Genomic DNA, 26,739 nt, shown 5'->3' with positions numbered 1-26,739 from the left:
GATCCTATGGTGTCACTTTCCGCGCGCCTGATGGCTGATTGGACAGCTCGGCGGCGAGTCGATCGGGATCGACGTCGGCAGTGACGACTCGCCAGGGCGATGCCCAGTTCGTCGCCGCCAGACCGCCGTACACGTCCGAGGTTCGGCTCTGGAGTGAGCCGTCCCGCTCGTAGGCATCCCTGGTCCGTGCGACGTCCGCACTCTCCCGCGCCGCGGCCCGTTCGGCCGCGAGTGCCACGGGTACGTCGAGGAGAATCTGGACATCCGGAACCGGTACTCCGAATCGCTCGAACTCGAGCGTCCGTATCCACTCGACGGCATCGCCGTCGGCGGACTGTTCCAACCGAGCCGCCGTGTACGCGGCGTTGGACGCCACGTACCGGTCGAGAAGAACTATCTCCTTGTCCGAGAGCAACGTTCGGATCTCATCGATCGCATCGCGACGATCGAGTGCGAACAACAGCGCCATCGCGTGCACACTGCGCGCGGTGTCGCCGTGTTCGCCGTGCAGCGCCTCTGCTGCAAGATCGGCATGCACCGATCGGTCGTACCTCGGAAATCCGACGCGCGCGACGGACAGGCCGTCACGCTCCCACGCCGAAACGAGCCGACGGGCGAGCGTGTTCTTGCCCGCGCCGTCGACTCCTTCGATGACGAACAGTTGTCCCACTGCCGGACCGGTCCGTCGGTCAGTAGCGGTAGTGCTCGGGCTTGTACGGGCCCTCGACGTCGACACCGATGTACTCGGCCTGCTCCTTGGTGAGCTTGGTGATCGAGCCACCGAGCGCTTCGACGTGAATGCGCGCGACCTTCTCGTCCAAGTGCTTGGGCAGGCGGTAGACCTCGTTGTCGTACTCGTCCGGCTTGGTCCACAGTTCGATCTGCGCGATCACCTGGTTGGAGAAGCTGTTGCTCATGACGAACGACGGGTGACCTGTGGCGTTGCCGAGGTTCAGCAGACGGCCCTCGGACAGCACGATGATCGAGTGTCCGTCCTTGAACTGGTACTCGTCGACCTGCGGCTTGATGTTGATCCGCGTGACATCGGGGGCCTTCTCCAGCCCGGCCATGTCGATCTCGTTGTCGAAGTGGCCGATGTTTCCCAGGATCGCCTGGTGCTTCATCTTGCGCATGTGCTCGAACGTGATGATCGACAGGTTGCCCGTCGAGGTGATCACGATGTCGGCCTGCTCGATGAATTCCTCGACCGTGCGCACGTCGAAGCCATCCATGAGCGCCTGCAGCGCGTTGATCGGGTCGGCCTCGGTGACGGTGACACGGGCACCCTGGCCCTTGAGTGCCTCGGCGCAGCCCTTGCCCACGTCGCCGTAGCCGCAGACCAGCACGGCCTTGCCGCCGATGAGAACGTCGGTGCCGCGGTTGATGCCGTCGATCAGCGAGTGGCGGGTGCCGTACTTGTTGTCGAACTTGCTCTTGGTCACCGAGTCGTTGACGTTGATGGCCGGGAAGGTGAGTTCTCCGGCGGCCGCGAACTGGTACAGCCGCAGCACGCCGGTGGTGGTCTCCTCGGTGACGCCCTGTACGGACGCGGCAACCTCGGTCCACTTGGACTTCGACGCCTCGAGCGAGCGACGAAGCAGGCCGAGGAACACCTTGTACTCGTCCGAATCGTGATCGTCGTCGGTCGGCGGGACTACGCCTGCCTTCTCGAACTGCGCGCCGCGCAGCACCAGCATCGTGGCGTCGCCGCCGTCGTCGAGAATCATGTTGGCGGGCTGATCGGGCCAGGTGAGCATCTGCTCGGCCGCCCACCAGTACTCTTCGAGGCTCTCGCCCTTCCACGCGAACACCGGGACGCCCTTGGGCTCCTCGACGGTTCCGTACGGGCCGACGACGACGGCTGCCGCTGCGTGGTCCTGGGTGGAGAAGATGTTGCACGACGCCCACCGGACCTCGGCTCCGAGTGCAACCAGGGTCTCGATCAGCACCGCGGTCTGCACGGTCATGTGCAGCGATCCCGATACTCGCGCGCCCTTGAGCGGCTGTACGTCGGCGTATTCGCGCCGGAGCGCGATCAGACCGGGCATCTCGTGCTCGGCGAGCCTGATCTCCTTGCGGCCGAATTCCGCGAGCGACAGGTCTGCGACCTTGAAGTCGATTCCACCGCGGCGATCCACGGTGAGTGCCGATCCTGACGTAACTGAGGTCGTCATCTTGCCTCTCCTGTTGACTGAGTGTCTGTCGTCCAGGCTATCGGGTCCGTGCGCTCCCGCCACCGGCTGCCCGGCGGCGAGGAGTGGCTCATCCGTTTCGTCCGGCTCGCGCCAGAATTCGAGCCCGTTTGCGGGGCAGGATGTTCGCACGGGTGATATCGCCCTGGTAGTGCGCGAGTACCCGCGGGTCCATCACTCGACGCCATAGCGGCGGTAGTGCGGCGAGCATCACCATCGATGCGTACCCGGCCGGTAGCTGCGGGGCTTCGTCGCAGGAGAGCAGGGTCTGATACCGCTTACCGGGATTCGCGTGGTGGTCACTGTGCCGCTGTAGGTGGTACAGAAAGATGTTGGTGCAGATTCTGTCGCTGTTCCAGCTGTGGCGGGGCGAGCACCGCACGTACTTGCCGCGATCGTTGGTTTCGCGGAGCAGAGCGTAGTGCTCCACGTAGTTCACCATCTCGAGCAGAACGAAGCCGACAACGGCCTGCAGCACCAGGTACGGCGCGATGTCCCAGCCGAACACGATCATCAGCGCGCCGAACAGCACGGCACTGAGCAACCAGGTGTGCAGCAGCGCATTGGTCGGGCTCGCCACCGAGCGGCCCTTGCGTCGAAGTCGCTGTGCCTCGAGCTTCCACGCGGACACGAGCCCGAACACCGCACTGCGCGGCACGAACATCCACACACTCTCGCCGAATCGCGCGCTCGCGGGGTCGTCCGGGGTCGCGACCCGGACGTGATGCCCGCGATTGTGCTCGACGAAGAAATGGCCGTAGAGCGTCTGGGACAGGGCGATCTTGGCCAACCACCGCTCGTGCTGCTCGATGCGATGACCCAGTTCGTGAGCGGCGTTGATACCGGTACCCGCCACCAACCCGACGGTCACCGCAAGGCCGATCTCGTCCACGACGCTCAGCTCGCCGTATGCCCACATCCAACACGCAACGATCAGCCCGAGGAATTGAATGGGCAGGAACAGATATGTGCACCAGCGGTAATAGCGGTCGTTCTGCAACCTCTCGCTCGCCGAGTCGTCCGGGTTGTGCCCGTCCTCGCCGGCGATCCGGTCGATGATCGGAATGATCACGAAGAACACGAGCACACCGCTCCACCAGAAGAGCGGCACGCCCGTCCAGTAGACCAACTGCGACGGCAACAGGGCCGACGCCGGAGCCAACAGCCCCAGCATCCACAGATAGCGCTTGTTGTCCTGCCAGCGAACCGATCGGTCACCGGCCTTCGAATCCCGCCCCCCGAAAGCGACACCCGAATCCCCCGCGGAAGTGATTCGGCCGTCCACACTCACTGTCGCAACACCCTCTCATCGAACTTTTTGAGTCCTCCAAGTCTGTTTTCGAGGGTATAACATTCCAGCAGTTCGATGTGAAGCCTAAGAAATCCGCCAGAAAAATCCCGTTCGGGCCACAAACCGGCCCGAATTCTCAGTGTTCCGACTTCTCGGTACGAGTTTTCGCGGTTTCGCGTAGCCCCATCACCGAGTGACGCCTGCCGTAGGCGATGTAGATGACGACACCTGCCGCCATCCACACCAGGAAGCGCAGCCAGGTTTCGACCGACAGGTTCAGCATCAACCACAGGCACGCGAGCACCGCGAGAATCGGCACCAGCGGAACCCAGGGAACGCGGAAGCCACGCTCGAGGTCTGGACGGGTCCTGCGCAGAACCAGCACACCCGCCGACACCAGCACGAAGGCGAAGAGTGTGCCGATGTTCACCATCTCTTCGAGAGTGCCCAGCGGGACGAAGGCTGCGAGCAGGCCCACGATCACGCCGACCAGAATCGTCGTCCGAACCGGCGTGCCCTTCGCTCCGGTGTGTGCCAGTCCCCTCGGCACGAGTCCGTCTCGCGACATCGCGAAGAGAACCCGGGTCTGCCCGAGCATCAGCACCATCACCACGGTCGTCAGACCGGCGAGCGCACCGAACGAGATGATGTTCTTGGCCCAGGTCAATCCGTTCAGCTCGAATGCGGTCGCCAAGGTGGCACTGTCGCCGGCCAGGTCGGTGTACTTGACCATTCCGGTCAGCACCAAGGTGACGGCCACGTAGAGCACGGTCACGATCGCGAGCGATCCCAGGATGCCGCGCGGCAGTGCCTTCTGCGGCTCCTTCGTCTCCTCCGCAGTGGTTGCGACCACGTCGAATCCGATGAACGCGAAGAACACCAGTGACGCCGCAGCCAGCAGTCCGTACCAGCCGAAGGTGCTGCCGCCTGCTCCGGTCACGAACGAGAACAGAGACTGATGCAGACCCTCGCCGGTGGAGCCGGGTTGCGACGGCGGAACGTACGGGTCGTAATTGGCAACCTTGATGTAGAAGGCCCCGAGCACCACGACGAACAGCACGACGATGACCTTGACCGCGGTGATCACCAGCGACACCCGCGAGGACAGCTTGGTACCCGACGCGATCAGCACCGTCAGCACCACCACGATCAGCAGCGCACCCCAGTCGAAGTTCAGAGAACCGATCTCGAGCACAGGAGCAGACGTACCGAGCAGATCGCCGAGATATAGCGACCACGCTTTCGCCACCACGGCGGCCGCAAGGCCGAACTCGAGGATCAGGTCCCAGCCGATGATCCACGCGATGAACTCACCGAATGCCGCGTACGAGAACGTGTACGCGCTTCCGGCAACGGGAACAGTGGACGCGAACTCCGCGTAACACAGCGCCGCGAGACCGCAGGCGATAGCCGCGAGCACGAAGGCCAGCGACACTGCCGGTCCTGCAACGTTTCCGGCGGTGCGAGCGGTCAGGGTGAAGATGCCGGCACCGACTGCGACGGCGACGCCGAAGACGGTCAGGTCCCAGGAACCGAGTTCCTTCCGGAGTTTGGTGTCCGGCTCGTCGGTGTCCTTGATCGACTGCTCGATCGATTTGGTCCGGAACCACCCCGTCGTGCGAGGGGTCTTCGCGGGCCGGTCTGCTCTGGTCATCGGGTTCTCCGTATCGCCACTTCGCCTCTGCCGACGGACCACCGAACACATCCGTCGCAGGATTCACTGTGACAACAGACTATTGCCTGCGGGCACACCATTTGCACAAATGCGCGGTCGGAAATGCCGGCCCGGGGCGGTGACCCCCGAAACGGGCGATCTAGAGGCGGCCGACAGAGGCCACGAACACCTCGGCATCTCCCGAATCGGCCGTCACGGTGACGGATTCGTCGGCGGCCGGTATCCACGCCGAACTTCCCTGAGGCACCGTCAGCGCGGACGGCCTGCTACCGGTGCTCGCCACGACGGTTCCGTTGGTACACAGCAGAATTCTCGGACCGGATCCGGGCAGATCGACAGTCTCCCCGATCGCCAGAGCCGTCCTACTCAGGGCGAATTCGGGTGCAGGCGTCAAGTACACGTACGTAGGTCGATCATCGTCGTCCGGAGTGATGGGCGATATGTCGGCAGGCTCGAAGTCGAGCACGCGCAACAGTTCCGGGACGTCGACGTGTTTGGGAGTCAGTCCGCCGCGCAGCACGTTGTCCGAGTTCGCCATGATCTCCACACCGGTACCGCGCAGATACGCATGCAGGTTTCCGGCGTCGAGGTACAGACCCTGGCCGGGAGTCAGCGTCACGCGATTGAGCAGCAGCGCCGCGAGCACTCCGGCGTCGCCGGGATACGACTCCCCGAGCTCGAGCAGAGTCCTGGCCTCGGCCGCGAATCGGCCACCGTCCGTGCGTGCCGGACCGGAGAGATAGTCGATGCATCCCTGGGCGACAGCAGGCAGGATGTCGTCCAAAGCCTGCCCGGGCAGCGTGATCCACGAGGTGAACACGGTGCGCAGCCCCGAAGCGTCGGGCTGGGCGGCCAGCAGGGTTCGGTACCCGCCCAGGGCAGGGACGGCCAATGCGTCGAGCAGTTCGACGGTATCGGTGGGACGCCGGAAGCCCGCCAACGCCTCGAACTCGGTGAGCGCGACGATCAGTTCGGGCTTGTGGTTCGGATCCCGGTAGTTCCGTACCGGAGAATCGATGGGCACACCCGCGGCGTTCTCGCGTGCGAAACCGTCACGGGCCTGCGCACTGCTTGGATGCGCCTGCAAAGACAACGGCTCTTCTGCGGCAAGCAATTTCATCAGATACGGCAGGCGCGACTCGTAGTGCTCCGCGGAGCCACCCAGATGAGTGCCCGGATCGTCGTCGATCAGCGTGAGCAATGGCGTGGTACCGCCCTCGTGCACCACGTGCGCGGAGTCGGCCGGGTGAGCTCCGAGCCAGATCTCTGCCTCGGGATGGTCGGACGGCACCGGCCGGCCCTGAATCCGAGCCAGTGCGGTTCGCGAACCCCATGCGTAGGACCGAACCGCGCCTCGCAAGAGCTGCACTAGCTACCGCCCATCAACAGCAGATACGCGGCAGTGGTGTCCAGCCGCGTCGCCAACACGGACATCGTGTCGAGCACCGAAAGTCTAGCCGGATCCGGTATCGGTGCGGGGACATCGAATTCGGATCTCGCCCGCTCGTCTCCGAACAGCGCCTCACTCGAATCGGCGAGCAACAACTCCGACTCCGGAACACCGGCGATCCGTCGTTCGGTCATCGCGCGATCGGCGTCCGAGGCCACCACGACGACGCGCATCGGCAGCGCCGGCGGTGGGCCGTCGAGCTGCTCGTCGTGAAAAAACGAGTCGAAAGTCTGTGGCGTGCGGGATGATTCGACAACCGACGCCCGGATGGATGCGGCAATGACGTCGCCCAACTCCCCCGCACCGACGACGACACCCGCCACGCGCAGCAGCACCTCGCTCCCGTGCCGAGCCACCTCGACTGCGGCTGGACTACCCCCGGTCAGCACCACCCGCCGACCGTTCAACCCACTGGCGAGGGCCTTGGCCGGATTGTGGAACATCTCGTTGGACGGGCTGTTCCGTATCGCCTCCGCGTCGAGCAGGTCGGCCAGACGAGACAGATTGGGCAGCAACGTCTTCCACGATCCGCCGGCAACCGCTCCCAGTACTGCCACGAACGCCGCGAGGTAGCGCATCAGAGCATTGTGGTCACGAACAGCGATTCGCGGCGGCAGCCACATGACTCTGGTTCCCCGAACGGCACGCAGAGGCCCCTCCTCGGGGGCAACCACGACGACTTCGGCGCCGCGCCGGGAGGCAGCGTCCACCGACTCGGCCAGTCGTGGATCCCCGGCGTCGTCGCCTGCCACCACCACCACGTCCAGTGGACCGATCCACGGCGGAGTTCCGGTACTTCGAACCAGGGGGACACCGAGGCGATCACCGAGCGCTGCGACGAGCAGCGACGCCGCTCGACTGCTCCGCCCGTCTCCGGTCACGACAACAACGCTCCGAGGACGCAGATCGGCCAACCGGGCGAGGACCGACTCGTCGACCGCCGTCGCGACGGCACGTACCTGTGCGCCTGCCAGCGCTGCGCTGCGCAAGGAACCCTCGCGATCGGCGGCGATGAGAGCATCCGAATCGTCGAGATCGACCAGAGACGACACTGCCGTCATGGCTGCGACACCTCCCCTTACGTCACCCGCTCGAACGTCTGCATACCCACTCACGAACCCTCGGTAACCACTATTCCAGTCCGGCGCGAACGATGCTCAATATCTCCGTCGAAAGTGCGTCGACATCCTCGCGCGTCCGCGCTTCCACGTTGAGTCGAAGCAGCGGTTCTGTGTTGGATGCCCGCAGGTTGAACCAGGCACCGTCGGCAAGCTCGACCGTGACGCCGTCGAGGCGGTCGATTCCGGCGGTTCGATCGGCGAACGCCGCGAGCACGGCCTCCGTCCGTTCGGCAGCGTCATCGACCGTCGAGTTGATCTCTCCCGAAGCGCTGTAGGTCTCGTAGGTGGCCATCATTTCCGACAACGGGCGATCCTGTGCACCGAAGGCAGCGAGGACGTGCAGGGCGGCGAGCATGCCGGAGTCTGCTCCCCAGAAGTCACGGAAGTAGTAGTGCGCAGAGTGTTCTCCGCCGAAGATGGCTCCGGTATCGGCCATCTGCTGCTTGATGAAGGAGTGCCCCACCCGGGTGCGGACCGGCGTGCCACCGAGCTTCGCGACCAGCTCCGGCACCGCGCGGGAGGTGATCAGATTGTGGATGACGACCGCACCCGGCTCCTTGGCCAGCTCACGCTCGGCCACCAGGCAGGTCACGGCCGACGGTGACACCGGGTCGCCCTTCTCGTCGACGACGAAGCACCGATCGGCGTCGCCGTCGAAGGCAAGGCCGATCTCGGAACCTGTCTCTACGACGAAACGCTGCAGGTCCACCAGGTTGGCCGGGTCGAGTGGATTGGCCTCGTGGTTGGGGAAGCTGCCGTCGAGCTCGAAGAACAACGGTTCGATCGTCACCGGTAGCGGCGCGAACACGGCGGGCACGGTGTGTCCGCCCATGCCGTTGCCTGCGTCCACGGCGATCTTCATGGAGCGGATACCCGACAGATCGACCAGATCGCGCAGGAACTGGGCGTACTCGGCCAGCACGTCACGAGACGTCACGGTCCCGGCCGGGCCGTCGAACTTCGGTACCCCGTCCACCAACTCGGCCTTCACCGTGGCCAAGCCGGTGTCCTGACCCACGGGCTTCGCACCTGAGCGGCACAGCTTGATCCCGTTGTACTTCGCCGGGTTGTGACTGGCGGTGAACATCGCTCCCGGGCATTCGAGCAGACCCGAGGCGAAGTAGAGCTGATCGGTGGATGCCAGGCCGATGTGCACCACGTCGAGTCCCTGCGCGGTGACGCCGTCTGCGAACGCGCGAGACAGAGCAGGCGACGAATCGCGCATGTCGTGGCCGATGACGACCGAGCGAGCGGCCCCCGCCTCGTCGCGAACCAATCGCGCGAAGGATGCGCCGACGTCACGCACGAACGCCTCGTCGATCTGCTCGCCCACCACGCCACGGACGTCGTAGGCCTTGATGACGGCGTTGACGGACTCTGCGGTTCGGGTCACGAAGATTCTCCTGATGATCGTTCTGGCGACGCCGCACATCGGCGTCGTCGAGCGTGTGGGAACGGTGCGATCCACACCGGTATCGGCGGGCCGGCACAGAATGTTTCGGTTCCGCTGGAAAACATTGCCAGACGTCGGTCGACCCGGCCAGTCGGACCGACGCACACCACACTCGATGTGCTTCGGCGGCTCAGGACGTCGGGTCGGGAAGAACTCGAAGGTGGCCGCGTCGGCCCGTTCGCACGGCCGGGGCCGATCGGCGTTCACCGTCGGATGGCCTGGACGTCGATCGGTCGGTGCTGGCACGGTCATCGGAGCGGACGCGATCCCCACGGCCGGCCTCGCGCACGGCCTCCGCGAGAGCAGTCAGATCGTCCTCGTCCGGCGTCGACGTCGAATAGCCGCCCTCGTACCGAACCAACTCCCAGCCTTTGGGGGCGGTGGTGGTCGAGGCGTGCACTTCGCACAGATCCCAGGAATGCGGCTCGTCGACTGTGGCCAGCGGACCGACGACCGCGGTGGAATCGGAGTAGACATATGTGAGCGTCGCAACAGCAGAACGGTTGCAACCAGGCCTGCAGCAGCCACGCAGTGATCTCACGAATGCAGAGTATCCGGTGGGTGCAACCGACCGAACGACCGACACACCGGACGAGCGCGATAACCTCCCCCCATGCCTCGATTCTCCTCCGCGCGCAGGATCACCTCCAGGTCCGTGGCACGGCACGGCCGCGGTATCCGCGGACCGATACTGCCCGAGGACATGCCGGCCAGACGCTCACGGGCAGAAAAGTTCGACCGGTTGGTCCTCGACGCATTCGCGCGAATCGACCACAAGTGGCACGAGAAGCTCTCCAAGCTCGACATCGCCGTCGACGAAGTGCCCAAGATCAGAGCCCTGGATCCGGAGTCGGTCACGTGGCCACCCGAGGTGGTGGCAGAAGGTCCCGTGCCGCTGTCGCGATTGGTACCGGCCGGAATCGACAAGCGCGGGGACACGACGCGCGCAAGGGTGGTGCTGTTTCGTCGACCGCTCGAGCGGCGCGCAAAGCACCCGGAGGACTTGGAAGACCTACTCTTCGAGGTCTTGGTGGAACAGGTAGCGACCTACCTGGGTATAGATCCTGACGAGGTGGATCCGAGCAGCGCCGCAGACTGATCGAGCAGTGTCGGTCGATCGCGGGCGAAGCGAGTGATCGGCCGATCCCGAACGCTCAGCCGATCCCGCGCTTGAGCCGTCGCCGTTCGCGCTCGGACAGACCGCCCCAGATACCGAATCGTTCGTCATTGGCGAGCGCGTACTCCAGGCACTCGTCCTTGACCTCGCAACCGAGGCAGATTCGCTTCGCCTCGCGGGTCGAGCCGCCCTTCTCCGGGAAGAATGCCTCAGGGTCGGTCTGCGCGCACAATGCGCGCTCTTGCCACTGATCCTCGATCTCCTCGAACATCTCGTCGAAACCCGCGACGAGACTGAGAAACGGCTTCGCCGGTGGAACCGACTCCGCCACGAAGGGCATCAGGTCGGCGTCCGAGTCGAGCTCGACATCGGTGTCGACGGCCTCGCTCTCGGTGTCGTCGGCATCGGTGTCGATCGTTCGGGCCATGTACGCAGAACCCGCGTCGAGGATGACGCTCGAATCTGCGCCGTTGTCGGACTCGGTTTGCGGCGCGTCGTCGACAGCGCTGAGGTGTGCAGTGGGTCCGCCCCGCTGATCACGTGTCACGTGCTCGTCATACATCGCTTCCGCCTCCTCACCTGTGGTAGCGCAGATACTTTCGATCTTTGTGTGCTCGAATACCTTGCCCCGCGCAGGTATTCGATCCAGCCGGCACATCCGAACACACCGTGTCCGCCCAACTCTCGACCTCTACTCGACGTCCACCGAGGAACGAACAGGAAGGGAACGAGTGTTCGAAACCAGGTTCGCCGCAATCGAACTCGTGCTGCGAACACTGAATGACATACCTGTGATTAGACACGTCCAGGTGTGTCGCGGTCAAGCCGATCGCACAAATCCAATACCATCCCATGCCCGAAATCGGCTGTCTCCCCGAATCGGAGGCCGTCCCGTGCGTGTCGCGGCGGTTCCAGTACCTGCATACCGTCCGCTCGGACGTTGCGGCACCGGGTGGGCGCTCACGCCCTACCACCGGAACCCCACTAGGCTCGTGCGTTGTGAAAGTTACAGTTCTGGTCGGTGGCGTCGGTGGCGCGCGGTTCCTACAGGGTCTCAAATCCTTGTTCGGTGACGAGCCCGAGCACGAGATCACTGCCGTGGTGAACGTCGGAGACGACGTGTGGATGCACGGACTTCGCATCTGCCCGGACCTCGACACCTGCATGTACACGCTCGGCGACGGTATCGACACCGAGCGTGGTTGGGGCCGAATCGCCGAGACCTGGAATGCCAGGGACGAGTTGGCAGCCTACGGAGCCGATCCCGACTGGTTCGGGCTCGGCGACCGCGACATAGCCACGCACCTGATCCGCAGTCGCATGTTGCGCACCGGCTTTCCGCTGTCCGCCGTCACGGAGGCTCTCTGCAACCGATGGCAACCCGGAGTCCGGCTCCTGCCCGTCACCGACGATCGCTCGGAGACCCACGTCGTCGTGACCGATCCGGACGACCCGTCGGGCGAGCAGCAGCGCGCAATACACTTCCAGGAGTGGTGGGTTCGGTACCGCGCGCAGATTCCGACCCACAGCTTCGCCAACATCGGTGCCGAACAGGCAACTCCGGCACCGGGAGTCGTGGACGCGATCGCAGAGGCAGACGCCGTGATCCTCGCGCCGTCCAATCCGGTGGTGAGCGTCGGGGCGATCCTCGCGGTGCCGGGCATCCGCGGGGCGCTACGGACGACAGCGGCCAAGGTGGTCGGCCTCTCCCCCGTCGTGGACGGTAAGCCGTTGCGCGGCATGGCCGACGAATGCCTGGCCGTCATCGGTGTCGAGACCACCGCGCAGGCGGTGGGCCGTCACTACGGAAGCCGAAGCGGCACCGGCATTCTCGACGCGTGGCTGGTCCACACCACCGATACCGCAGTCGTGGAGGGAGTGGACGTGCAGTCGGTTCCGTTGCTGATGACCGACCCCGAGACCACAGCGGTGATGGCACGCACCGCACTTCGCGCAGCCGGACTCGACCTGTGACCGACCCCCACGCCACGCACATCGCACCGGGTGATCACGCCCCCGGCGGGGCAATCGAAATCCTTCCGGTGAGCGGGCTCCCCGAATTTCGGCCCGGTGACGATCTGGCCTCGGCCATCGCCGAGCGAGCGCCGTGGTTGCGCGACGGCGACATCCTGATCGTCACCAGCAAGATCCTCTCCAAGGTCGAGGGCCGGCTGGTTCGGGCACCTCGCGACCCCGACGAGCGAGACGCCGCTCGCAGAGTCCTGGTGGAGCAGGAAGCCGTGCGCATCGTCGCGCGCAAGGGCCGAACCCTGATCACCGAGAACCGACTCGGCATCGTGCAGGCCGCATCGGGAATCGACGGCTCCAATGTCGACGGTGGCGAACTGGCGCTGCTGCCCGAGAACCCGGACGCCAGCGCCGCGTCCCTGCGCGCAGCTCTCGGCGAACTGTTGGGGGTGACGGTGGCCGTGGTCGTCACCGACACCATGGGGCGCGCCTGGCGGATCGGGCAGACCGACGCCGCCATCGGCGCGGCGGGATTGGCCGTCGTACACGCCTACGCCGGAGCCGAGGACGGTCAGGGCAACGAGCTCGTCGTCACCGAAGTCGCGATCGCCGACGAGCTCGCTGCCGCAGGGGATCTGGTGAAGGGCAAACTGGGCGGGGTCCCGATCGCCGTCGTGCGCGGCCTGACTCCGGTGGACGACGGCTCCGTCGCAGCGACTCTGCTGCGCGGCGGTGAGGACGACCTGTTCTGGCTCGGCACCGCCGAAGCACTCGATCGTGGCCGACGGGAGGCTCTTCTGTTACGTCGGTCGGTGCGCTCCTTCTCCTCCGACTCGATCGATCCCGAGCTGATTCGCGCGTCCGTGGCCGACGCCCTCACCGCCCCTGCCCCACACCACACTCGCCCGGTCCGGTTCGTGTGGGTCAGAACCCCCGCAGTGCGCCGTCGACTGCTCGAGACGATGCGCGAGCAGTGGCGAGCCGACCTGACGAGCGACGGACTGAGCGAGAAGCGGATAGCCGCGCGACTGAGCCGCGGCGACATCCTGTTCGACGCACCGGAAATCGTGATTCCGTTCTGCGTGCCGGACGGCGCGCACTCGTACCCCGACGAAAAGCGTCGGGCCGCGGAGGACACCATGTTCACCGTAGCGGTCGGTGCCGCCGTCCAGGGTCTGCTCGTCGCCCTTGCGGTGCGGGAGCTCGGTAGCTGCTGGATCGGCTCGACCATCTTCGCCGCCGATACCGTGCGCGCCGAACTCGGACTGCGTGCAGATTGGAAAGCCATGGGAGCCATCGCAATCGGGTACCCCAGTGAGCCGTCGACGGTGCGTGATCCGGTGGTTCCCGGATCATCGCTGTTGGAGCTCTGAGTCGTGTCGGCGTCGACGCCGCCTCATTCGACTCTGTGGAATTCGGTCGGAGCCTCTCTCGATCGATGGGCACCGTCCGATTCGAGCGACGAATCGCTCCGGCACACGATGCTGGCGTTTCTGCACAGCAACCCGGATGCATGTCTGCGCGCCAACGAGGCCGGCCACTTCACGGCGTCCTCGCTGGTGCTGAACGAGTCCGGAACCCATGTGCTGCTGACTCTTCATCCGAAGGTCGGCCGGTGGATTCAACTGGGCGGCCACTGCGAGCCGACGGACCACACGGTGGTCGACGCCGCCTTGCGTGAGGCCACCGAAGAATCCGGCATCGCAGATCTGACCATCGATCCGGCACTGCTCTCGGCGCACACGCACCCGATCACGTGCTCGCTGGGTAAGGCGACCCGGCACCTCGACCTGAGGTTCCTGGTGCGCGCTCCGGACGGTGCCCGGGCGGTGCGCAGCGAGGAGTCGACGGATCTTCGATGGTGGCCGGTGGACGCTCTGCCGGACACCGCCGAGCACGAGACGATCGACCGTCTCGTCGCGCTCGCTGCGCGCCGCCGGTAGAGACGAGCAGCTCGGTCAGACGTCGGTGGAGAAACGCACTCCGCCGTCGGGCAGCTTGACGCCTGGCCACACACGCGCGCCACGGAGCAGTTCGCAGCGAGCGCCGATGTCTGCACCGTCGCCGATCACAGCGTCGCGCACCAGAGCGCGGGGTCCGATGCGGGAACCGAAGCCCAGGATGGATCGTTCGACGACGGCCCCTGCCTCGACGACTGCACCGTCGAACACGACGGCACCGTCCAGGCGAGCCCCCGCACCGATCTCGGCACCGCGGCCGACGACGGTTCCGCCGATCAACAGTGCGCCCGGTGCCACTCCGGCGCTCGGGTGGACCAGAGATTCGCCGCGATCTCCGTGCAGTGCAGGCGATGGCGCGATGCCGCGGACCAGATCGGCCGAGCCTTTGACGAAGTCCTCGGGTGTACCCATGTCGCGCCAGTAGGCACTGTCGACGTGTCCGTAGACCTTCTTGTCCTCGGCGAGCAAGGCGGGGAACACTTCTCGCTCCACCGACACCGGCCGGCCGGCCGGAATGGACTCGATGATCTCGCGCTTGAAAACGTAGCAACCGGCGTTGATCTGGTCGGTCGGCGGATCCTGAGTTTTTTCGAGAAACGCTGTGACTCGGCCGGATTCGTCGGTCGGCACGCAACCGAACGCGCGCGGGTCGCCGACGCGAACCAGATGCAACGTGACATCGGCGTCGGTGGTTCGATGCGTATCGAGAACTGCCGTGAGATCGGTGCCGCCCAGCACATCTCCGTTGAAGACCATGACGTTCTCCGCACGAAGCCGCGGCAGCACGTTCCTGATGCCTCCGCCGGTGCCGAGCGGCTCGGTCTCGAAGACGTACTCGAGCTCGATACCGAGCGAGGACCCGTCTCCGAAATGCTGCTCGAACACTTCGGCTTTGAACGACGTGCCGAGAACGACGTGCTCGATGCCTGCGGCCTTGATACGCGCGAGCAGGTGAGTCAGAAACGGCAGCCCAGCAGTGGGGAGCATCGGCTTGGGTGCCGACAGCGTCAGCGGCCGGAGCCGAGTTCCCTTGCCGCCGACAAGAATGACTGCATCGGTACGCGCGGCGACCGATGGGGAACTATCCGACATGTCCAGCCTCTGTTCTCTCGTCCGTGAGTTTTCCGTCGACTGCGCGGGCCCGAAGCGCCGAGGTCACAACGATCTTCGAGCGAAGACCGAGACCCACACGCAAAGCCAATCGTAAGGGAGCCTGCCACGTCCGAGCGTGTCTGTCGGCCTGAAAGCGGTACGCACTGGTGTGATGTGCGGGCAACATCACTTCCGGATGCCGTCCTGCGGCATGGCCTTTCGAGTGGGTCACCTCGACATCGGGAACGTAGACGTTGTGCCAGCCCGCTCGACCGAGCCGGTCGCCCAGATCCACATCCTCCATGTACATGAAGTAGCGCGAATCGAATCCGTCGATCGAATCGAACGCCGAACGCCGCAGTAACAGGCACGATCCCGACAACCAGCCCACAGGACGCTCGGCCACGGTTTCGTTCTCCTGGCGGTACCGCTGAGTCCACGGGTTCGTCGGCCAGAGCTTGCCCAACAACGCGTGTCCCGCGCCCGAGGTCAGATCGGGCACCGACCGCGCCGACGGATACCGAGAGCCGTCGGGCTCGCGAATGAGCGGACCGAGAGAACCTGCACGCGGCCAGCGAGCCGCAGCGTCGAGGAGGCCGTCGAGCGAACCGGGATGCCAGCGCACGTCGGGGTTGGCGACGACGACGAATTCGACGGCAGGATCGACCGCGGCGACCGCGCGATTGACCGCTGCTCCGTAACCGATGTTCGCGCCGGTGCGCAGCAACTCCGCCTCGTCGAATGCTGCCTCGGCGGCTTCCGGCGTGCCGTCGACCGAGCCGTTGTCGGCCATGATCACCCGATAGGGGCGCGTCGTGGCCTCACGCAGAGACGTCAGGAATTGATCCAGGTATTCGCCGGGCGAATAGGTCACCGTCACCACGGCCAGCTCGGAACTCACGCGGGCAAGACTAGCCCGCGCGCGCGTGAAAGCCTCACGTCGACTGCGTCAGGGCCGCCGACAGCGCGTCCGACCACGGTCGCGCCGGCGTCAAGCCCGCGTCGACCCAGGCGGCCGGCGACAGTACCGAGTAGGCCGGTCGAGGGGCCGCTACGACGTATTCGGCGCTCGAACACGGCTGCACTCGCTCGGCATCGGCACCGATGTGCGTGAACACTGCGCGAGCGAGGTCGAACCAGCTGGCCTGCCCCGCGTTGGTGTAGTGCAGAGTTCGGGCCACCACGGTGGGGTCGGCCGCGATCTCGAGCAGGCCCGACGCCAGGTCGAGAGCGAACGTGGGCGACCCGATCTGGTCGTTCACCACCGACAGGGTCTCGCGTTCGCCTTCGAGCCGTCGCATCGTGGTCACGAAGTTCTTACCGGTGTTGTCGTACACCCACGCGGTCCGCACGACGACGGCCTCGGGCAACTCCTGGTGCACGGCGAGCTCGCCGGCGAGCTTGGTGCGTCCGTACGCAGACTGCGGCGCGGTCTCCGCGTCGACCTCGTACGGTTCGGTTGCTGTGCCGTCGAACACATAATCGGTGGAGACGTGGATCAACCGGGCACCGACACGCCCGCAGGCTCGCGCGAGATTTCGTGGGCCGTGGGCATTGACGGCCATCGCCCTGTCCTCGTCGGTCTCGGCGGCGTCGACCGCGGTGTAGGCAGCGCAGTTGATGACCGTTGACCCTGTGCTCACCGCGGCAGCGACCGCATCGGCGTCGGTGATGTCCAGGTCGGCGGACGAATACGCGAGAACCTCGGCACCGACGCCTCGCTCGGCGGCGAGAGCCACCACTCGGCGGCCCAACTGGCCGTGTGCACCGGTTACCAGGATCGCATTCACGGTTGCCAAGTGTGGCACGCCGGGTTCGGTTGGGCGAGGCAGCGACCACCGACAAGTAACCTTCGAATGGCGGGGGGAGAACGAAGCAGTCGGCTGCCGAGGTCGGTCGGAACGAGAGAGGTTCGTGAACGGTGCCATCAGATTCAGGCACGCCCGGAGGTGAGCGCACTCCCCCACCGCGGCGGCGCGCTCCCCGGCGACCCGACGGTTCCGATCCACGTGGTGCGTACCGGCTCGACGATCCGGACGCGCGTACCGCACGTCGAAACCCCGACGAAGAACAGCGCGCTCAGCGCCGATCCCGCGAACGCGGCCGCGCCGCGTCGACCGGCAGATCGCACCGGCCGAGGCAGCGAGACCCCCGCGGTCCAGTCGGACGATCGCAATCCGACGGCGGAGTTCGACTCGCGGCCGGCGGACGCCGCTGGCCCGCAACTCACGTCGCGATCGCCGTCCTGTCGGTACTCGTACTCCTGGTGACCGGTTTCGCATGGCGCAGTGTCGACAGTCTGCGATCCAACATCGCCACTGCAGGCGGCCTCGGTCTGGGCGGCGCAGCCGACGGTGCAGTCGACATCCTGATGGTCGGCACCGACAGCCGCACCGATGCTCACGGCAACGCGTTGTCGCCCGAGGAACTCGCGTCCCTCAACGCCGGTGAAGAGGTGGCGTCGAACACCGACACGATCGTGCTGATCCGCGTCCCGAACGACGGGTCGTCGGCCACTGCCATTTCCATCCCGCGAGATTCGTACGTCGAGGTGCCCGGCATCGGAATGTCGAAGATCAACGCTGCGTACGGCGCGACCAAGGAGAACAAGCGGCTCGAGTTGGTGGAGCAGGGTGTCACGGATGCCGACGCGGAGTCCCAGGCCACCGAGGCCGGGCGCGAAGCCCTCATCGATTCGGTCGCCAACTTGACCGGAATCACCGTCGATCATTACGCCGAGGTGGGTCTGCTCGGCTTCGTGCTGTTGACCGATGCCGTCGGCGGCGTCGAGGTGTGTCTGAACAATCCTGTGCAAGAACCGCTCTCAGGGGCGAACTTCCCGGCCGGCGACAAGAAGCTGTCGGGTTCACAGGCCCTGAGCTTCGTTCGACAGCGCCACGATCTCCCCCGCGGAGACCTCGACCGAATCGTGCGGCAGCAGGTGTTCATGGCCTCGCTCGTTCGGAGTGTGTTGAGCGCCAAGACGCTGAGCAACCCCGGCAAACTGGGGCAACTGAGCACCGCGGTGCAGCGTTCGGTGACGCTCGATTCCGACTGGGACATTCTGCAATTCGCCACTCGTCTGCAGGATCTCGCCGGCGGCAAGGTCAAGTTCGAAACGATCCCCGCCGTCGACATCAATGCCACGACCGACTACGGCGAATCGATCGTGCAGGTCGATCCAGCGGCGGTGAAGAAGTACGTGGAGGGATTGCTGGGCGACGGCAATTCAGCGGAGACCAACGCCGAGAACTCCGATGCCCCGGCGATCGATCCGTCGACGGTGACGGTCGATGTCGCGAACGACAGCGGGATCGACGGACTGGCGAACGGCGTCGCCGGTTCGCTCACGGCATTGGGGTACGTCGACGGCACCATCGGAAATTACGAGGGCACGTCCATCTCGGCGAGCCGCATCCAGGCGGCCGATGTGGACAGCGATGCCGCGCGCGCCGTCTCGGCAGCACTCGGTGGACTGCAGATCACCGCCGAGGACACATTGCCGGCAGACACCGTTCGGGTGGTACTGGCGAACGACTACGCCGGCCCCGGTTCCGGGCAGGCGGCGACAGCCGAAACCATTGCACCCGAGGCCGGTACGGCGGTTCCCGAGGCACCCGCGGCTCCGATCGATGCCGGCTCCGCCGGCCCGATGTGCGTCAACTGAGCGGCGCCGCTCGCAGTGGGTCGTCCGCAGTGTGTCGATCGGCACCTCTGGGCGTCCTCTAGGGTTCGTGGTGTGGCATCGAATCTGACTCAGACCCTGCTCGACCCGATTCTGGCCGCTGACCCGGCCGGCCCGCGCATCACGTTCTACGACGATGCGACCGGCGAGAGGGTCGAGGTGTCGGCGGTGACGCTCGCGAACTGGGCGGCCAAGACCGCCAATCTGCTGCGCGACGAGTTCGCCTTCGAGGTGGGCGGTCGAGTGAGTGTGCTGTTGCCCGCGCACTGGCAGACGGCCGCGGCGCTGCTGGGGATCTGGTGGGCGGGCGGCGAGGTGATCCTCGGACCGAACGACTCCGCCGACGTGGCGATGGTCTCGGGCGATCGCCTCGACGAGGCCCCCGACGTCGACGAGGTGCTGGCATTCTCACTCGACGCGTTCGGCAAAGCAGTCCCCGATCTACCGATCGGAATGACCGATTACGCAACATCGGTGCGGGTGCACGGCGATCAGTTCCGGGTCTCGGGTGCCGGGAGTGCAGACGCGGCACTGGACGGTCGTTCGGTGGACGAGGTGCTCGCGTCCGCGCACGAACGAGCGGCTTCCCGATCGCTGACAGCTGCCGACCGCGTGCTGTCGAGTGCATCGTGGAACACGGCCGACGAGTTGATCGATGCTCTGCTGTCCGTTCTCACCACCGGCGCTTCCCTGGTTCAGGTGGCCAACCCGGACGACGAGAAGACCGAGCGACGTACCGAGACCGAGAAGGTCACCGCGACCCTCACCTGAACCGCAGCGTCGACCGAACTCCAGGTTGGACCGAACACCGGTCTCAACCGGGCAGTCGGTACCCGCCGTCCGCGAGACCCGCCTCGATCTCGTACTTGTTCGCGAGCCCTCGGTGCCGCGCTTCCTCGGTGAGGTAGCGGAACGGAAAGGTCAACCCGAAACGCGCCCATTGATCCGCGTGCACGGACTCGTGTCGCACCACCCGTCGAGCGGTGTTGCCCTTCGTCAGGTAGGCACCACCGAACGTCGTTCCACCCCGGCCGAATCCGCCTCGTAGACCGGTGCACACGAAGATCGAGAACTCGTCGTCGAAGTGTGCCGTTCCACGCCACAGGCGGGCGTAGCCCAACGCCAGTCGCGTCACGAGCATCGACTGCCATCGGCCGCGACCGGCTCGCCGAATCTGCTCTCGCCGTGACATGGCCGTCCTCACCCCAGCAGTGTGGTGCGCAGCGCTTTGTCCTTTTCCAGGACCATGGCCTCGAGCGAGGCCTGAAATGCCGACATTTGCTCTTGCAGAGCTGGATCGGACGCACCCAGAATCCGGACCGCGAGCAGCCCCGCGTTGCGGGCACCACCGATGGAGACCGTGGCCACGGGAACACCGGCCGGCATCTGGACGATCGAGAGCAGCGAGTCCATACCGTCGAGGTACTTCAGTGGCACCGGTACGCCGATGACGGGCAGGGGCGTCGCCGAGGCGACCATGCCGGGCAGGTGCGCTGCTCCCCCGGCACCGGCGATGATCACCTTGATGCCACGACCAGCGGCCTCGCGGGCATAGTCGAGCATCCGCTGCGGGGTGCGATGAGCCGAGACGACACCGACCTCGAACCGAATCCCGAACTCCGCCAACGCTTCTGCAGCAGCTTCCATGGTCGGCCAGTCGGAGTCGCTGCCCATGATCAGGCCGACGGCAGGAGTGGAGCCTGCGGAACGACCATCGGGGGCAGGAGTGGAGCCTGCGGAACGACCATCGGGGGCAGGAGTGGAGCCTGCGGAACGACCATCGGGGGCAGGAGTGTTGTCAGTCATTGTGCGGGTCCCATCCGTCGGTCCATTCGGCGTGCGACATCCAGTGCGCTGCACGTTCGGCCCGCTCGCGCACCGAGGCCACGTAGGCCGGATCGGCGAGGGAACCCGACGACGAGCCCAGAATGTTCACGTGGCCGATCTTGCGGTCCTTGCGTTCACCTTTTCCGTACAGATGCACCTTCGCGTCGGGCATGCGGGCGAACAGGTGATGCAGCCGCTCGTCCATCGTCATCTGGGGTGCCTCCGGCGCGCCCAGGATATTGGCCATCACCGTCAGCGGAGCGAGTGGATCGGTATCGCCGAGTGGGTAGTCCAACACCGCACGGAGATGTTGCTCGAACTGCGAGGTGCGGCATCCGTCCATGGTCCAGTGTCCGGAGTTGTGCGGTCGCATGGCCAGTTCGTTCACCAGAAGTTTGCCCGTGGTGGTCTCGAACAACTCGACCGCCAGATCTCCGACCACGCCGAGCGCGCCTGCGATGTCGAGGGCGAGTCGGCCCGCGAAGGTGGCCACGTCCTCGTCGAGATCGGGGGCGGGAGCCAGGACAACGGCGCACTGGCCGTTGCGCTGCACCGTCTGAACCACGGGCCACGCGGCACCCTGCCCGAACGGCGATCGTGCGACCATCGCCGACAACTCGCGGCGCATGGCGACTTTTTCCTCCACCATGAGCGGTACACCCAGGTCGAGTTGGGCGGTGACGATCGCCTCGGCTTCCTCGGCGTCGGCAGGCATCCAGACTCCGCGCCCGTCGTATCCACCACGGACCGCCTTGAGAACCACCGGCCACCCGTGTTCGTCCCCGAACGCGATGGCATCCTGCGCCCATGCGACCTCCGCGTAGGCGGGGCCGGGCGCACCCAGTTCAGCCAACTTGCGGCGCATCCGCAGTTTGTCCTGAGCGAAGATCAACGCACTCGGCGGTGGCTGCACGTTGACGCCTTCTGCGACGAGCGTCTCGAGGTGCTCGGTCGGCACCTGCTCGTGGTCGAAGGTGAGTGCGTTGGAACCTGTCGCGGCGGTGCGCAGCGCATCGAGGTCGTCGTGGTGGCCGAAGACGACATCCGGACTGACCTGAGCTGCCGGCTCGTCCGCGCCCGCAGCCAGGACCCGGAGCGTCTGCCCCAGCTCGATGGCGGACTGGTGGGTCATTCGGGCGAGCTGACCGCCGCCGATCATCGTCACCGTGGGCATTCCGGTCGACGACGGGCGCGCAGCAGTGGGGCGCGGTTCGGTACCTGTCACGGCTCACCATGGTGTCACGTCGCACGCCTCGGGTCAGCACCGGTCAGTCACACGCGAGACAGCCGGCCCGGCGAAGACCTGTGGAAACCCTGATGATCAGAGCGTCGGTTCGTCGGATCGGCGGTGCGTTTCGTAGACTTCACCGTTGTGCCGACGATCGACAGCGTGCTTCGACGCTTACCCAAGCCCGTGAGGGACCTTGCGATTCGGCACAGCGAGTTGATCAAGTTCGCCATCGTGGGTGGAACGACGATGGTCTTCGACCTCGTCATCTTCTATTCGCTGAGCCTGACGGTGCTCGAGCAGAAGCCGGTGATCGCCAAGATCATCTCGGGCGTCCTCGCCACTCTGCTGAGTTATTTCCTCAATCGCGAATGGGCCTTCAAGCACCGCGGCGGCCGCGAACGGCACCACGAGGCCCTGCTCTTCTTCGGTATCAGCGGCATCGGCGTGCTCATTGCTGCCGGTCCACTGTGGATCGCGAACAACATCTTCGACATCCGCGACACCAACGAATCCCTGACGATGGTCGTCATCATCGACTTCGTCCTCAACTACATCATCGGCAATCTTCTTCAGATGGCGTTCCGTTTCTGGGCGCTACGACGCTTCGCCTTTCCCGAGGACAATGCGCGCACGATTCTAGAAATCGACGCCGAGCGCAACGCGGACCCCACCGACGCTGCGGACGTTCTCGACCAGCCCTGATCTGTCAACGCGGTTCGCGTTGGGGCACGGCGGGTGACGGTGCACGCCAGGCCGGCAGAAATACCGAGAACAGCGCAGGGCGGCGACGCTGCAATTCGAGACGCCCCCCGTCTGCCTCGATCAGCGCCCGCGCGAGTGCGAGTCCCACTCCGGTGGAACCGGCACCGGAGAACCCTCGATCGAAGATGTGCGGAGCGAGTTCGTTGCTCACTCCCGGCCCCTCGTCGGACACCTCGACGCAGACCAAGCGTTCACGTCGTCGATCGACGCTCTCCACGGCAGAGACCACTCGGACCGAGACGGTGCAGGCACCTTCACCGTGCACCAGCGAATTGTCGACCAACACCGACACTGCTTCTCGCAGCCGCGATCCTGTGACGGATGCTTTGAGATCCGTGTCTCCCTTGAGCACCAAGCTGCGACCCGCGTCCTCGAAATTGCGCTGCCACTCGATCACGGTGCCGGTCAGTTCCTCGATCACCGAGACCTCGTGGGCGTCCGCCGCGCCGTCACTGCGGGACGAGCGTACGAGTTCGTCGATGGCGAGGGTCAACCGGTCGACTTGATCCATAGCCTCGTTCGCCTCGTCCACCACCGCCGGATCCGGGTGCGTGGAAATCTCGTCCAGGCGGAGACGGACCGCGGTCAAGCGACTGCGAAGCTGGTGCGAGACATCCGCGACCAACGTGTGCTCGCGTTGGAGCCTGCCTGCGATCTCGACGGTGGCCGAATCGAGAACTTCCGAGACCCGGTCGAGCTCGGCGATCCCGTGCCGTCGAGGGTCCGGCCTGAAGTCGCCCTCGGCCAGCCGGGCGGCCCTGCGTGCAACGTCCTGCAGTGGATCCGCCAGGCGTTTGGCCGTCAGCACAGCGACGACGGTGCCTGCCATCGCAGACGCGAGGACCACGAGTGTCACTGCTCCGAGAGCCTGACGTTGCAGAGATCGCATGTCGTCGGACGGCACTTCGAGTCGCAGCGAACCCGAGGTACCCATCGACAACGACTCCACGAGCGGCCGATCCACGAACGCCTGGCCGATGTCCGCCCGCGACGCGGCATCCTCGGGAGTCGGGTAGATGACCACCAGCCGTCCACCCTGCGGAATCGCCAGTCGCAGCGAGCCGATGTCGAGTTGGCCCTCGATCAGACCCGCCGACCCCTCCTGCGAGATGATCTCGGCTGCCATCCGGTCGAGGCGTGCCTGCAGGTCGTTGCGAGTGAAGTCCTCGACCCACAACCACGCCGTGTACATCAGAGGCAGACCGAGCAGTAGCGCCGTCATGACGACGACAGCGAGAATCGAGACCAGTATCCGACGCCGCATCGCGGACTAGTCGCTGTTGATGCGGAATCCGACGCCGCGGACCGTCGCGATGCGGCGCTCGGCCACCGGTCCCTCGTCGCCGATCTTTCGGCGCAACCAGGACATGTGCATGTCGAGGGTCTTCGATCCGCGCAGCTCCGCATCGCCCCACACCTCGCGCAGGATCACCTCACGCGAAACGACCTGGCCTGCGTGATCGAGCAGAACCTTGAGCAGCTCGTACTCCTTGTTGGCCAGAGAGATCTCGGTGCCGCCGACGAGTACGCGTCGAGCAGCGGGTTCGAGGCGAATGGCACCGACCTCGATCGGCGAGTCCTCCCCGGCACCGCGGCGACGAAGCAGGGCACGGACGCGGGCCATGAGCTCGGCGAGCCGGAAGGGCTTGCCGACGTAGTCGTCCGCTCCTGCATCGAGGCCGACCACGAAGTCGACCTCGTCCGTCCGCGCGGTGAGCATGAGGACAGCCACCTCGGATCGGTTGGCCCGCACCTGTCGACATACCTCCAGTCCGTCCATACCGGGCAGGCCGAGGTCGAGGATGAGGAGATCGAATTTTCCGTCGAGGGCGCGCTGAAGGGTGGCGGGCCCGGTCTGTTCGACGGTCACGGTGTACCCCTCGCGCCCGAGGGCACGGGACAAGGGCGCAGCGATGGCTTCGTCGTCTTCGGCAAGCAGCACGTCGGTCACATCGGTCACCATACGGTTCGAAGGTGAGAACAGCCTGTGTTACCTGCGTTTTCCAGCGCGCCATCCGGGCTTGGACTCGGCGGGTGAATCGTCCGACATCGGCTCGAACGCAGCCTCGCGGCCGTGGGTGGAATCGCGGCGGTACTCCATGGAATCGAAGACCTGCTGGTACAGCAGGGAATGGACGCGCTGCACGTGCGGAATATCGTCGAATTCGAGTGGATCGTCCGAGGCCGAAGCGATGATGAGCGTGCCCGTGCCCAGCATCCGATCGAGCAGACCGTGTCGAAACTGGACGTTGCTGATCCGACTCATCGGGATGTCGATACCGGAATGGGTGAGTACGCCCTGCCGAATCAACACTCGCCGGTCGGTGACGATGAAGTGCGTGCACTTCCAACTGATCAACGGAACCAGACACCGCCATCCCACGATCACCGCCCACACCACCGCTGCGGCAATCATGGCGACGTTCGCCGAGGTGGATTCGAGACGCGCACTCGCCACACCCAGTGCCACGCCTGCGACTCCCGTGACGAGCACGAACGTGATCGACGGAAGTATCAGCATCTTCCAGTGCGGGTGATGATGAAGCAGGAGCTCTTCCTCGTCGGCCAACGCATCCTGTGGGTAACCCACGTGCACTCCTGACTATTCGCTACGGCGTCCGTCGAAAAGTGTCTTCTCCACGGGTTCCGCTCCTGCAAGAGATGTTCTCATGGGATCGGCCGAAGATGAGTGACGTCACCGGCTGCCACGGCGAGCACGGATGCTCCACCGGAACCGGGTTGTTCCACCTCGATGACGATCCTGCCGTGCTCGTCGACATCGATGGCGGTTCCGAACTTCTCCTCGCCGTCGGGCAAATCGACCCGAACGCGTTGCCCGATGGTGCCGCACCGCTCCCGATACCGATGCGCAAGCGCACCGGTGTCCCAGTTCGAGTCGCGCCACGAGTCCACCTCGGCGGCCACCCCACGCAGAATCGCCCGTACCCATGTGTCGCGATCGAGAACCGCAGCCTTCTCGAGGGCGAGCGACGTCGCCGTGGCGACAGGCAGCTCGTCTGCTGTCATCGACACGTTCACCCCGAGTCCGATGACGACCGTCGGGGACGGTCCGTGCGCTGCCACCTCGGCCAGGATTCCCGAGACCTTCTTGCCCCCGATGAGGACATCGTTGGGCCATTTCAATCGCGCATCGACCTCGCCGACGGTGCGCAAGGCGTCGACGAGGGCGATCCCGGTGAGCAGCGGCAGCCAACCGAGCACCGCGGGGTCGATCCCGGGGAATTTCAACAGCATCGACAGCAAGACCTGCGACCGAGGTGCCCCGGAGAACGATCTCGAATGCCGACCTCGGCCACTGTCCTGGTGCTCCGCGACCAAGGCAGTCCGGTCGGCATAATTCGCCACCCCGGCAACGAGGTCGGCGTTGGTCGAACCGGTTTCGGTCACCACGTCCACCCGCGACCACGATGCCTGCGGTCCGTCCACCAATGCCCGACGAAGCGCGCGGACGTCCAATGGTGGGCGATCGAGATTGGTCCACATGCGCACCAGCATATGGGCTCGGCATCGATGGGACGCCCTCGGTGAACCACCCTCGGTCGGGTCGCAGATCACACTCGCAGTTAAAGTGTTGCCCCATGACCAGCGTCCAGGATTCCACTGCACACGGGTCGGCCGAAACTCCCGATATCCATACCACTGCGGGTAAGTTGGCCGATCTTCGTAAACGTCTCGCGGTTGCGGAGATTCCCTCGGGTGAGGCGGCGGTGGACAAGGTCCACGCGAAGGGCAAGTTGACCGCGCGGGAGCGGATCACCGCGTTGCTCGACGAGGGCTCGTTCGTCGAACTCGACGCGTTGGCGCGGCACCGGTCGCAGAATTTCGGGTTGGGTGAGAACCGCCCGTTCGGTGACGGTGTCGTCACCGGTTACGGCACGGTCGATGGCCGGGAT

At 65.5% G+C, this 26,739-nt stretch carries 27 protein-coding genes; 8 read left to right on the top strand and 19 right to left on the bottom strand.

Annotated elements, in window-relative coordinates; translation table 11 throughout:
* Positions 1-4: 4 nt before the first annotated feature.
* From CH275_RS01935 to CH275_RS01900, 8 genes are all read right to left on the bottom strand, one after another.
* Positions 5-670: a dTMP kinase gene (locus CH275_RS01935; protein WP_094674704.1), complete on the bottom strand. Its 666-nt coding sequence runs from the start codon at positions 668-670 to the stop codon at positions 5-7.
* A gap of 19 nt (positions 671-689) precedes the next feature.
* Positions 690-2,174, bottom strand: a complete 1,485-nt coding sequence (gene ahcY / locus CH275_RS01930; protein ID WP_094674702.1) for an adenosylhomocysteinase — start codon at positions 2,172-2,174, stop codon at positions 690-692.
* Positions 2,175-2,262: 88 nt separating this feature from the next.
* A complete protein-coding gene (locus CH275_RS01925) occupies positions 2,263-3,483 on the bottom strand; it encodes an alkane 1-monooxygenase (protein ID WP_373453663.1) in 1,221 nt (406 codons plus the stop codon).
* Between the two features lie 136 nt (positions 3,484-3,619).
* Complete coding sequence (locus tag CH275_RS01920; protein WP_094674700.1) at positions 3,620-5,137, bottom strand: amino acid permease; 1,518 nt, start codon at positions 5,135-5,137, stop codon at positions 3,620-3,622.
* 160 nt (positions 5,138-5,297) lie between these two features.
* On the bottom strand, positions 5,298-6,527 hold the full coding sequence (gene manA / locus CH275_RS01915) for a mannose-6-phosphate isomerase, class I (protein ID WP_094674698.1): 1,230 nt from the start codon (positions 6,525-6,527) through the stop codon (positions 5,298-5,300).
* A complete protein-coding gene (locus CH275_RS01910) occupies positions 6,527-7,669 on the bottom strand; it encodes a tobH protein (RefSeq protein WP_094674696.1) in 1,143 nt (380 codons plus the stop codon). Before CH275_RS01910 ends, manA begins: the two co-directional genes overlap by 1 nt.
* A 70-nt stretch (positions 7,670-7,739) precedes the next feature.
* Positions 7,740-9,122, bottom strand: a complete 1,383-nt coding sequence (locus CH275_RS01905; protein WP_094675268.1) for a phosphomannomutase/phosphoglucomutase — start codon at positions 9,120-9,122, stop codon at positions 7,740-7,742.
* Positions 9,123-9,312: 190 nt separating this feature from the next.
* Positions 9,313-9,723, bottom strand: a complete 411-nt coding sequence (locus CH275_RS01900; RefSeq protein WP_179275921.1) for a DUF3499 domain-containing protein — start codon at positions 9,721-9,723, stop codon at positions 9,313-9,315.
* 72 nt (positions 9,724-9,795) lie between these two features.
* On the opposite strand from CH275_RS01900, the gene CH275_RS01895 reads away from it, so the two are divergent.
* Positions 9,796-10,281: a metallopeptidase family protein gene (locus tag CH275_RS01895; RefSeq protein ID WP_094674694.1), complete on the top strand. Its 486-nt coding sequence runs from the start codon at positions 9,796-9,798 to the stop codon at positions 10,279-10,281.
* A gap of 55 nt (positions 10,282-10,336) precedes the next feature.
* Here the strand turns inward: CH275_RS01895 and CH275_RS01890 are convergent, their stop codons facing one another.
* Positions 10,337-10,570 carry a WhiB family transcriptional regulator gene (locus CH275_RS01890; RefSeq protein WP_027496498.1) on the bottom strand — a complete coding sequence of 78 codons (234 nt, stop codon included), beginning with the start codon at positions 10,568-10,570 and terminating at the stop codon, positions 10,337-10,339.
* Between the two features lie 728 nt (positions 10,571-11,298).
* Between CH275_RS01890 and cofD the strand changes: the two genes are divergently transcribed.
* The 3 genes from cofD to CH275_RS01875 all read left to right on the top strand — a co-directional run bounded on the left by cofD (position 11,299) and on the right by CH275_RS01875 (position 14,210).
* Positions 11,299-12,273, top strand: coding sequence for a 2-phospho-L-lactate transferase (cofD, locus tag CH275_RS01885; RefSeq protein ID WP_094674692.1), 975 nt, complete (start codon positions 11,299-11,301; stop codon positions 12,271-12,273).
* The gene (locus CH275_RS01880) at positions 12,270-13,640 is read left to right on the top strand and encodes a coenzyme F420-0:L-glutamate ligase (RefSeq protein ID WP_094674690.1); all 1,371 of its coding nucleotides are present in this window, start codon (positions 12,270-12,272) and stop codon (positions 13,638-13,640) included. The genes cofD and CH275_RS01880 overlap by 4 nt, the downstream gene beginning before the upstream one ends.
* Before the next feature lie 108 nt (positions 13,641-13,748).
* The gene (locus CH275_RS01875; protein WP_094675264.1) at positions 13,749-14,210 is read left to right on the top strand and encodes an NUDIX hydrolase; all 462 of its coding nucleotides are present in this window, start codon (positions 13,749-13,751) and stop codon (positions 14,208-14,210) included.
* A gap of 15 nt (positions 14,211-14,225) precedes the next feature.
* Here the strand turns inward: CH275_RS01875 and CH275_RS01870 are convergent, their stop codons facing one another.
* Genes CH275_RS01870 through rfbD form a run of 3 tightly spaced genes read right to left on the bottom strand, consistent with a single transcriptional unit; the run spans position 14,226 to position 17,110 of the window.
* On the bottom strand, positions 14,226-15,320 hold the full coding sequence (locus CH275_RS01870; RefSeq protein WP_094674688.1) for a sugar phosphate nucleotidyltransferase: 1,095 nt from the start codon (positions 15,318-15,320) through the stop codon (positions 14,226-14,228).
* Positions 15,310-16,221, bottom strand: a complete 912-nt coding sequence (locus CH275_RS01865; RefSeq protein ID WP_094674686.1) for a glycosyltransferase family 2 protein — start codon at positions 16,219-16,221, stop codon at positions 15,310-15,312. The genes CH275_RS01870 and CH275_RS01865 overlap by 11 nt, the downstream gene beginning before the upstream one ends.
* Before the next feature lie 34 nt (positions 16,222-16,255).
* Positions 16,256-17,110, bottom strand: coding sequence for a dTDP-4-dehydrorhamnose reductase (gene rfbD, locus CH275_RS01860; RefSeq protein ID WP_094674685.1), 855 nt, complete (start codon positions 17,108-17,110; stop codon positions 16,256-16,258).
* A gap of 446 nt (positions 17,111-17,556) precedes the next feature.
* On the opposite strand from rfbD, the gene CH275_RS01855 reads away from it, so the two are divergent.
* Entirely contained in the window at positions 17,557-18,987 is a 1,431-nt protein-coding gene (locus CH275_RS01855) for an LCP family protein (protein ID WP_094675262.1), read from the top strand.
* Between the two features lie 72 nt (positions 18,988-19,059).
* Positions 19,060-19,776, top strand: coding sequence for a TIGR03089 family protein (locus CH275_RS01850; RefSeq protein WP_094674683.1), 717 nt, complete (start codon positions 19,060-19,062; stop codon positions 19,774-19,776).
* A 43-nt stretch (positions 19,777-19,819) separates the two neighbouring features.
* Here the strand turns inward: CH275_RS01850 and CH275_RS01845 are convergent, their stop codons facing one another.
* The 3 genes from CH275_RS01845 to CH275_RS01835 form a co-directional block, all read right to left on the bottom strand.
* Positions 19,820-20,197, bottom strand: a complete 378-nt coding sequence (locus CH275_RS01845; RefSeq protein ID WP_094674681.1) for a hypothetical protein — start codon at positions 20,195-20,197, stop codon at positions 19,820-19,822.
* Between the two features lie 8 nt (positions 20,198-20,205).
* Complete coding sequence (gene purE / locus CH275_RS01840) at positions 20,206-20,679, bottom strand: 5-(carboxyamino)imidazole ribonucleotide mutase (protein WP_094674679.1); 474 nt, start codon at positions 20,677-20,679, stop codon at positions 20,206-20,208.
* Positions 20,680-20,803: 124 nt separating this feature from the next.
* Positions 20,804-22,057 (bottom strand): 5-(carboxyamino)imidazole ribonucleotide synthase, encoded by a 1,254-nt coding sequence (locus CH275_RS01835; RefSeq protein WP_094674677.1) that lies wholly within the window; start codon positions 22,055-22,057, stop codon positions 20,804-20,806.
* A gap of 147 nt (positions 22,058-22,204) precedes the next feature.
* Between CH275_RS01835 and CH275_RS01830 the strand changes: the two genes are divergently transcribed.
* On the top strand, positions 22,205-22,765 hold the full coding sequence (locus tag CH275_RS01830) for a GtrA family protein (RefSeq protein ID WP_179275920.1): 561 nt from the start codon (positions 22,205-22,207) through the stop codon (positions 22,763-22,765).
* A gap of 4 nt (positions 22,766-22,769) precedes the next feature.
* Here the strand turns inward: CH275_RS01830 and CH275_RS01825 are convergent, their stop codons facing one another.
* From CH275_RS01825 to CH275_RS01810, 4 genes are all read right to left on the bottom strand, one after another.
* On the bottom strand, positions 22,770-24,089 hold the full coding sequence (locus CH275_RS01825; protein WP_094674673.1) for a sensor histidine kinase: 1,320 nt from the start codon (positions 24,087-24,089) through the stop codon (positions 22,770-22,772).
* Between the two features lie 6 nt (positions 24,090-24,095).
* Positions 24,096-24,776, bottom strand: coding sequence for a response regulator transcription factor (locus CH275_RS01820; RefSeq protein WP_037190266.1), 681 nt, complete (start codon positions 24,774-24,776; stop codon positions 24,096-24,098).
* Between the two features lie 39 nt (positions 24,777-24,815).
* On the bottom strand, positions 24,816-25,415 hold the full coding sequence (locus CH275_RS01815) for a PH domain-containing protein (protein ID WP_094675260.1): 600 nt from the start codon (positions 25,413-25,415) through the stop codon (positions 24,816-24,818).
* Between the two features lie 77 nt (positions 25,416-25,492).
* Complete coding sequence (locus tag CH275_RS01810) at positions 25,493-26,329, bottom strand: biotin--[acetyl-CoA-carboxylase] ligase (RefSeq protein WP_094675258.1); 837 nt, start codon at positions 26,327-26,329, stop codon at positions 25,493-25,495.
* Between the two features lie 95 nt (positions 26,330-26,424).
* Here CH275_RS01810 and CH275_RS01805 point away from each other — a divergent pair.
* Positions 26,425-26,739, top strand: a 315-nt coding sequence (locus tag CH275_RS01805) for a carboxyl transferase domain-containing protein (RefSeq protein WP_306436932.1), incomplete at its 3' end; no start/stop codon positions are given.

The sequence above is a fragment of the Rhodococcus sp. 06-235-1A genome (assembly GCF_002258785.1).
Taxonomy (GTDB): domain Bacteria; phylum Actinomycetota; class Actinomycetes; order Mycobacteriales; family Mycobacteriaceae; genus Rhodococcoides.
Note: the sequence above shows the minus strand (reverse complement) of the source record. Positions and strands in the feature narration are given on the sequence as shown.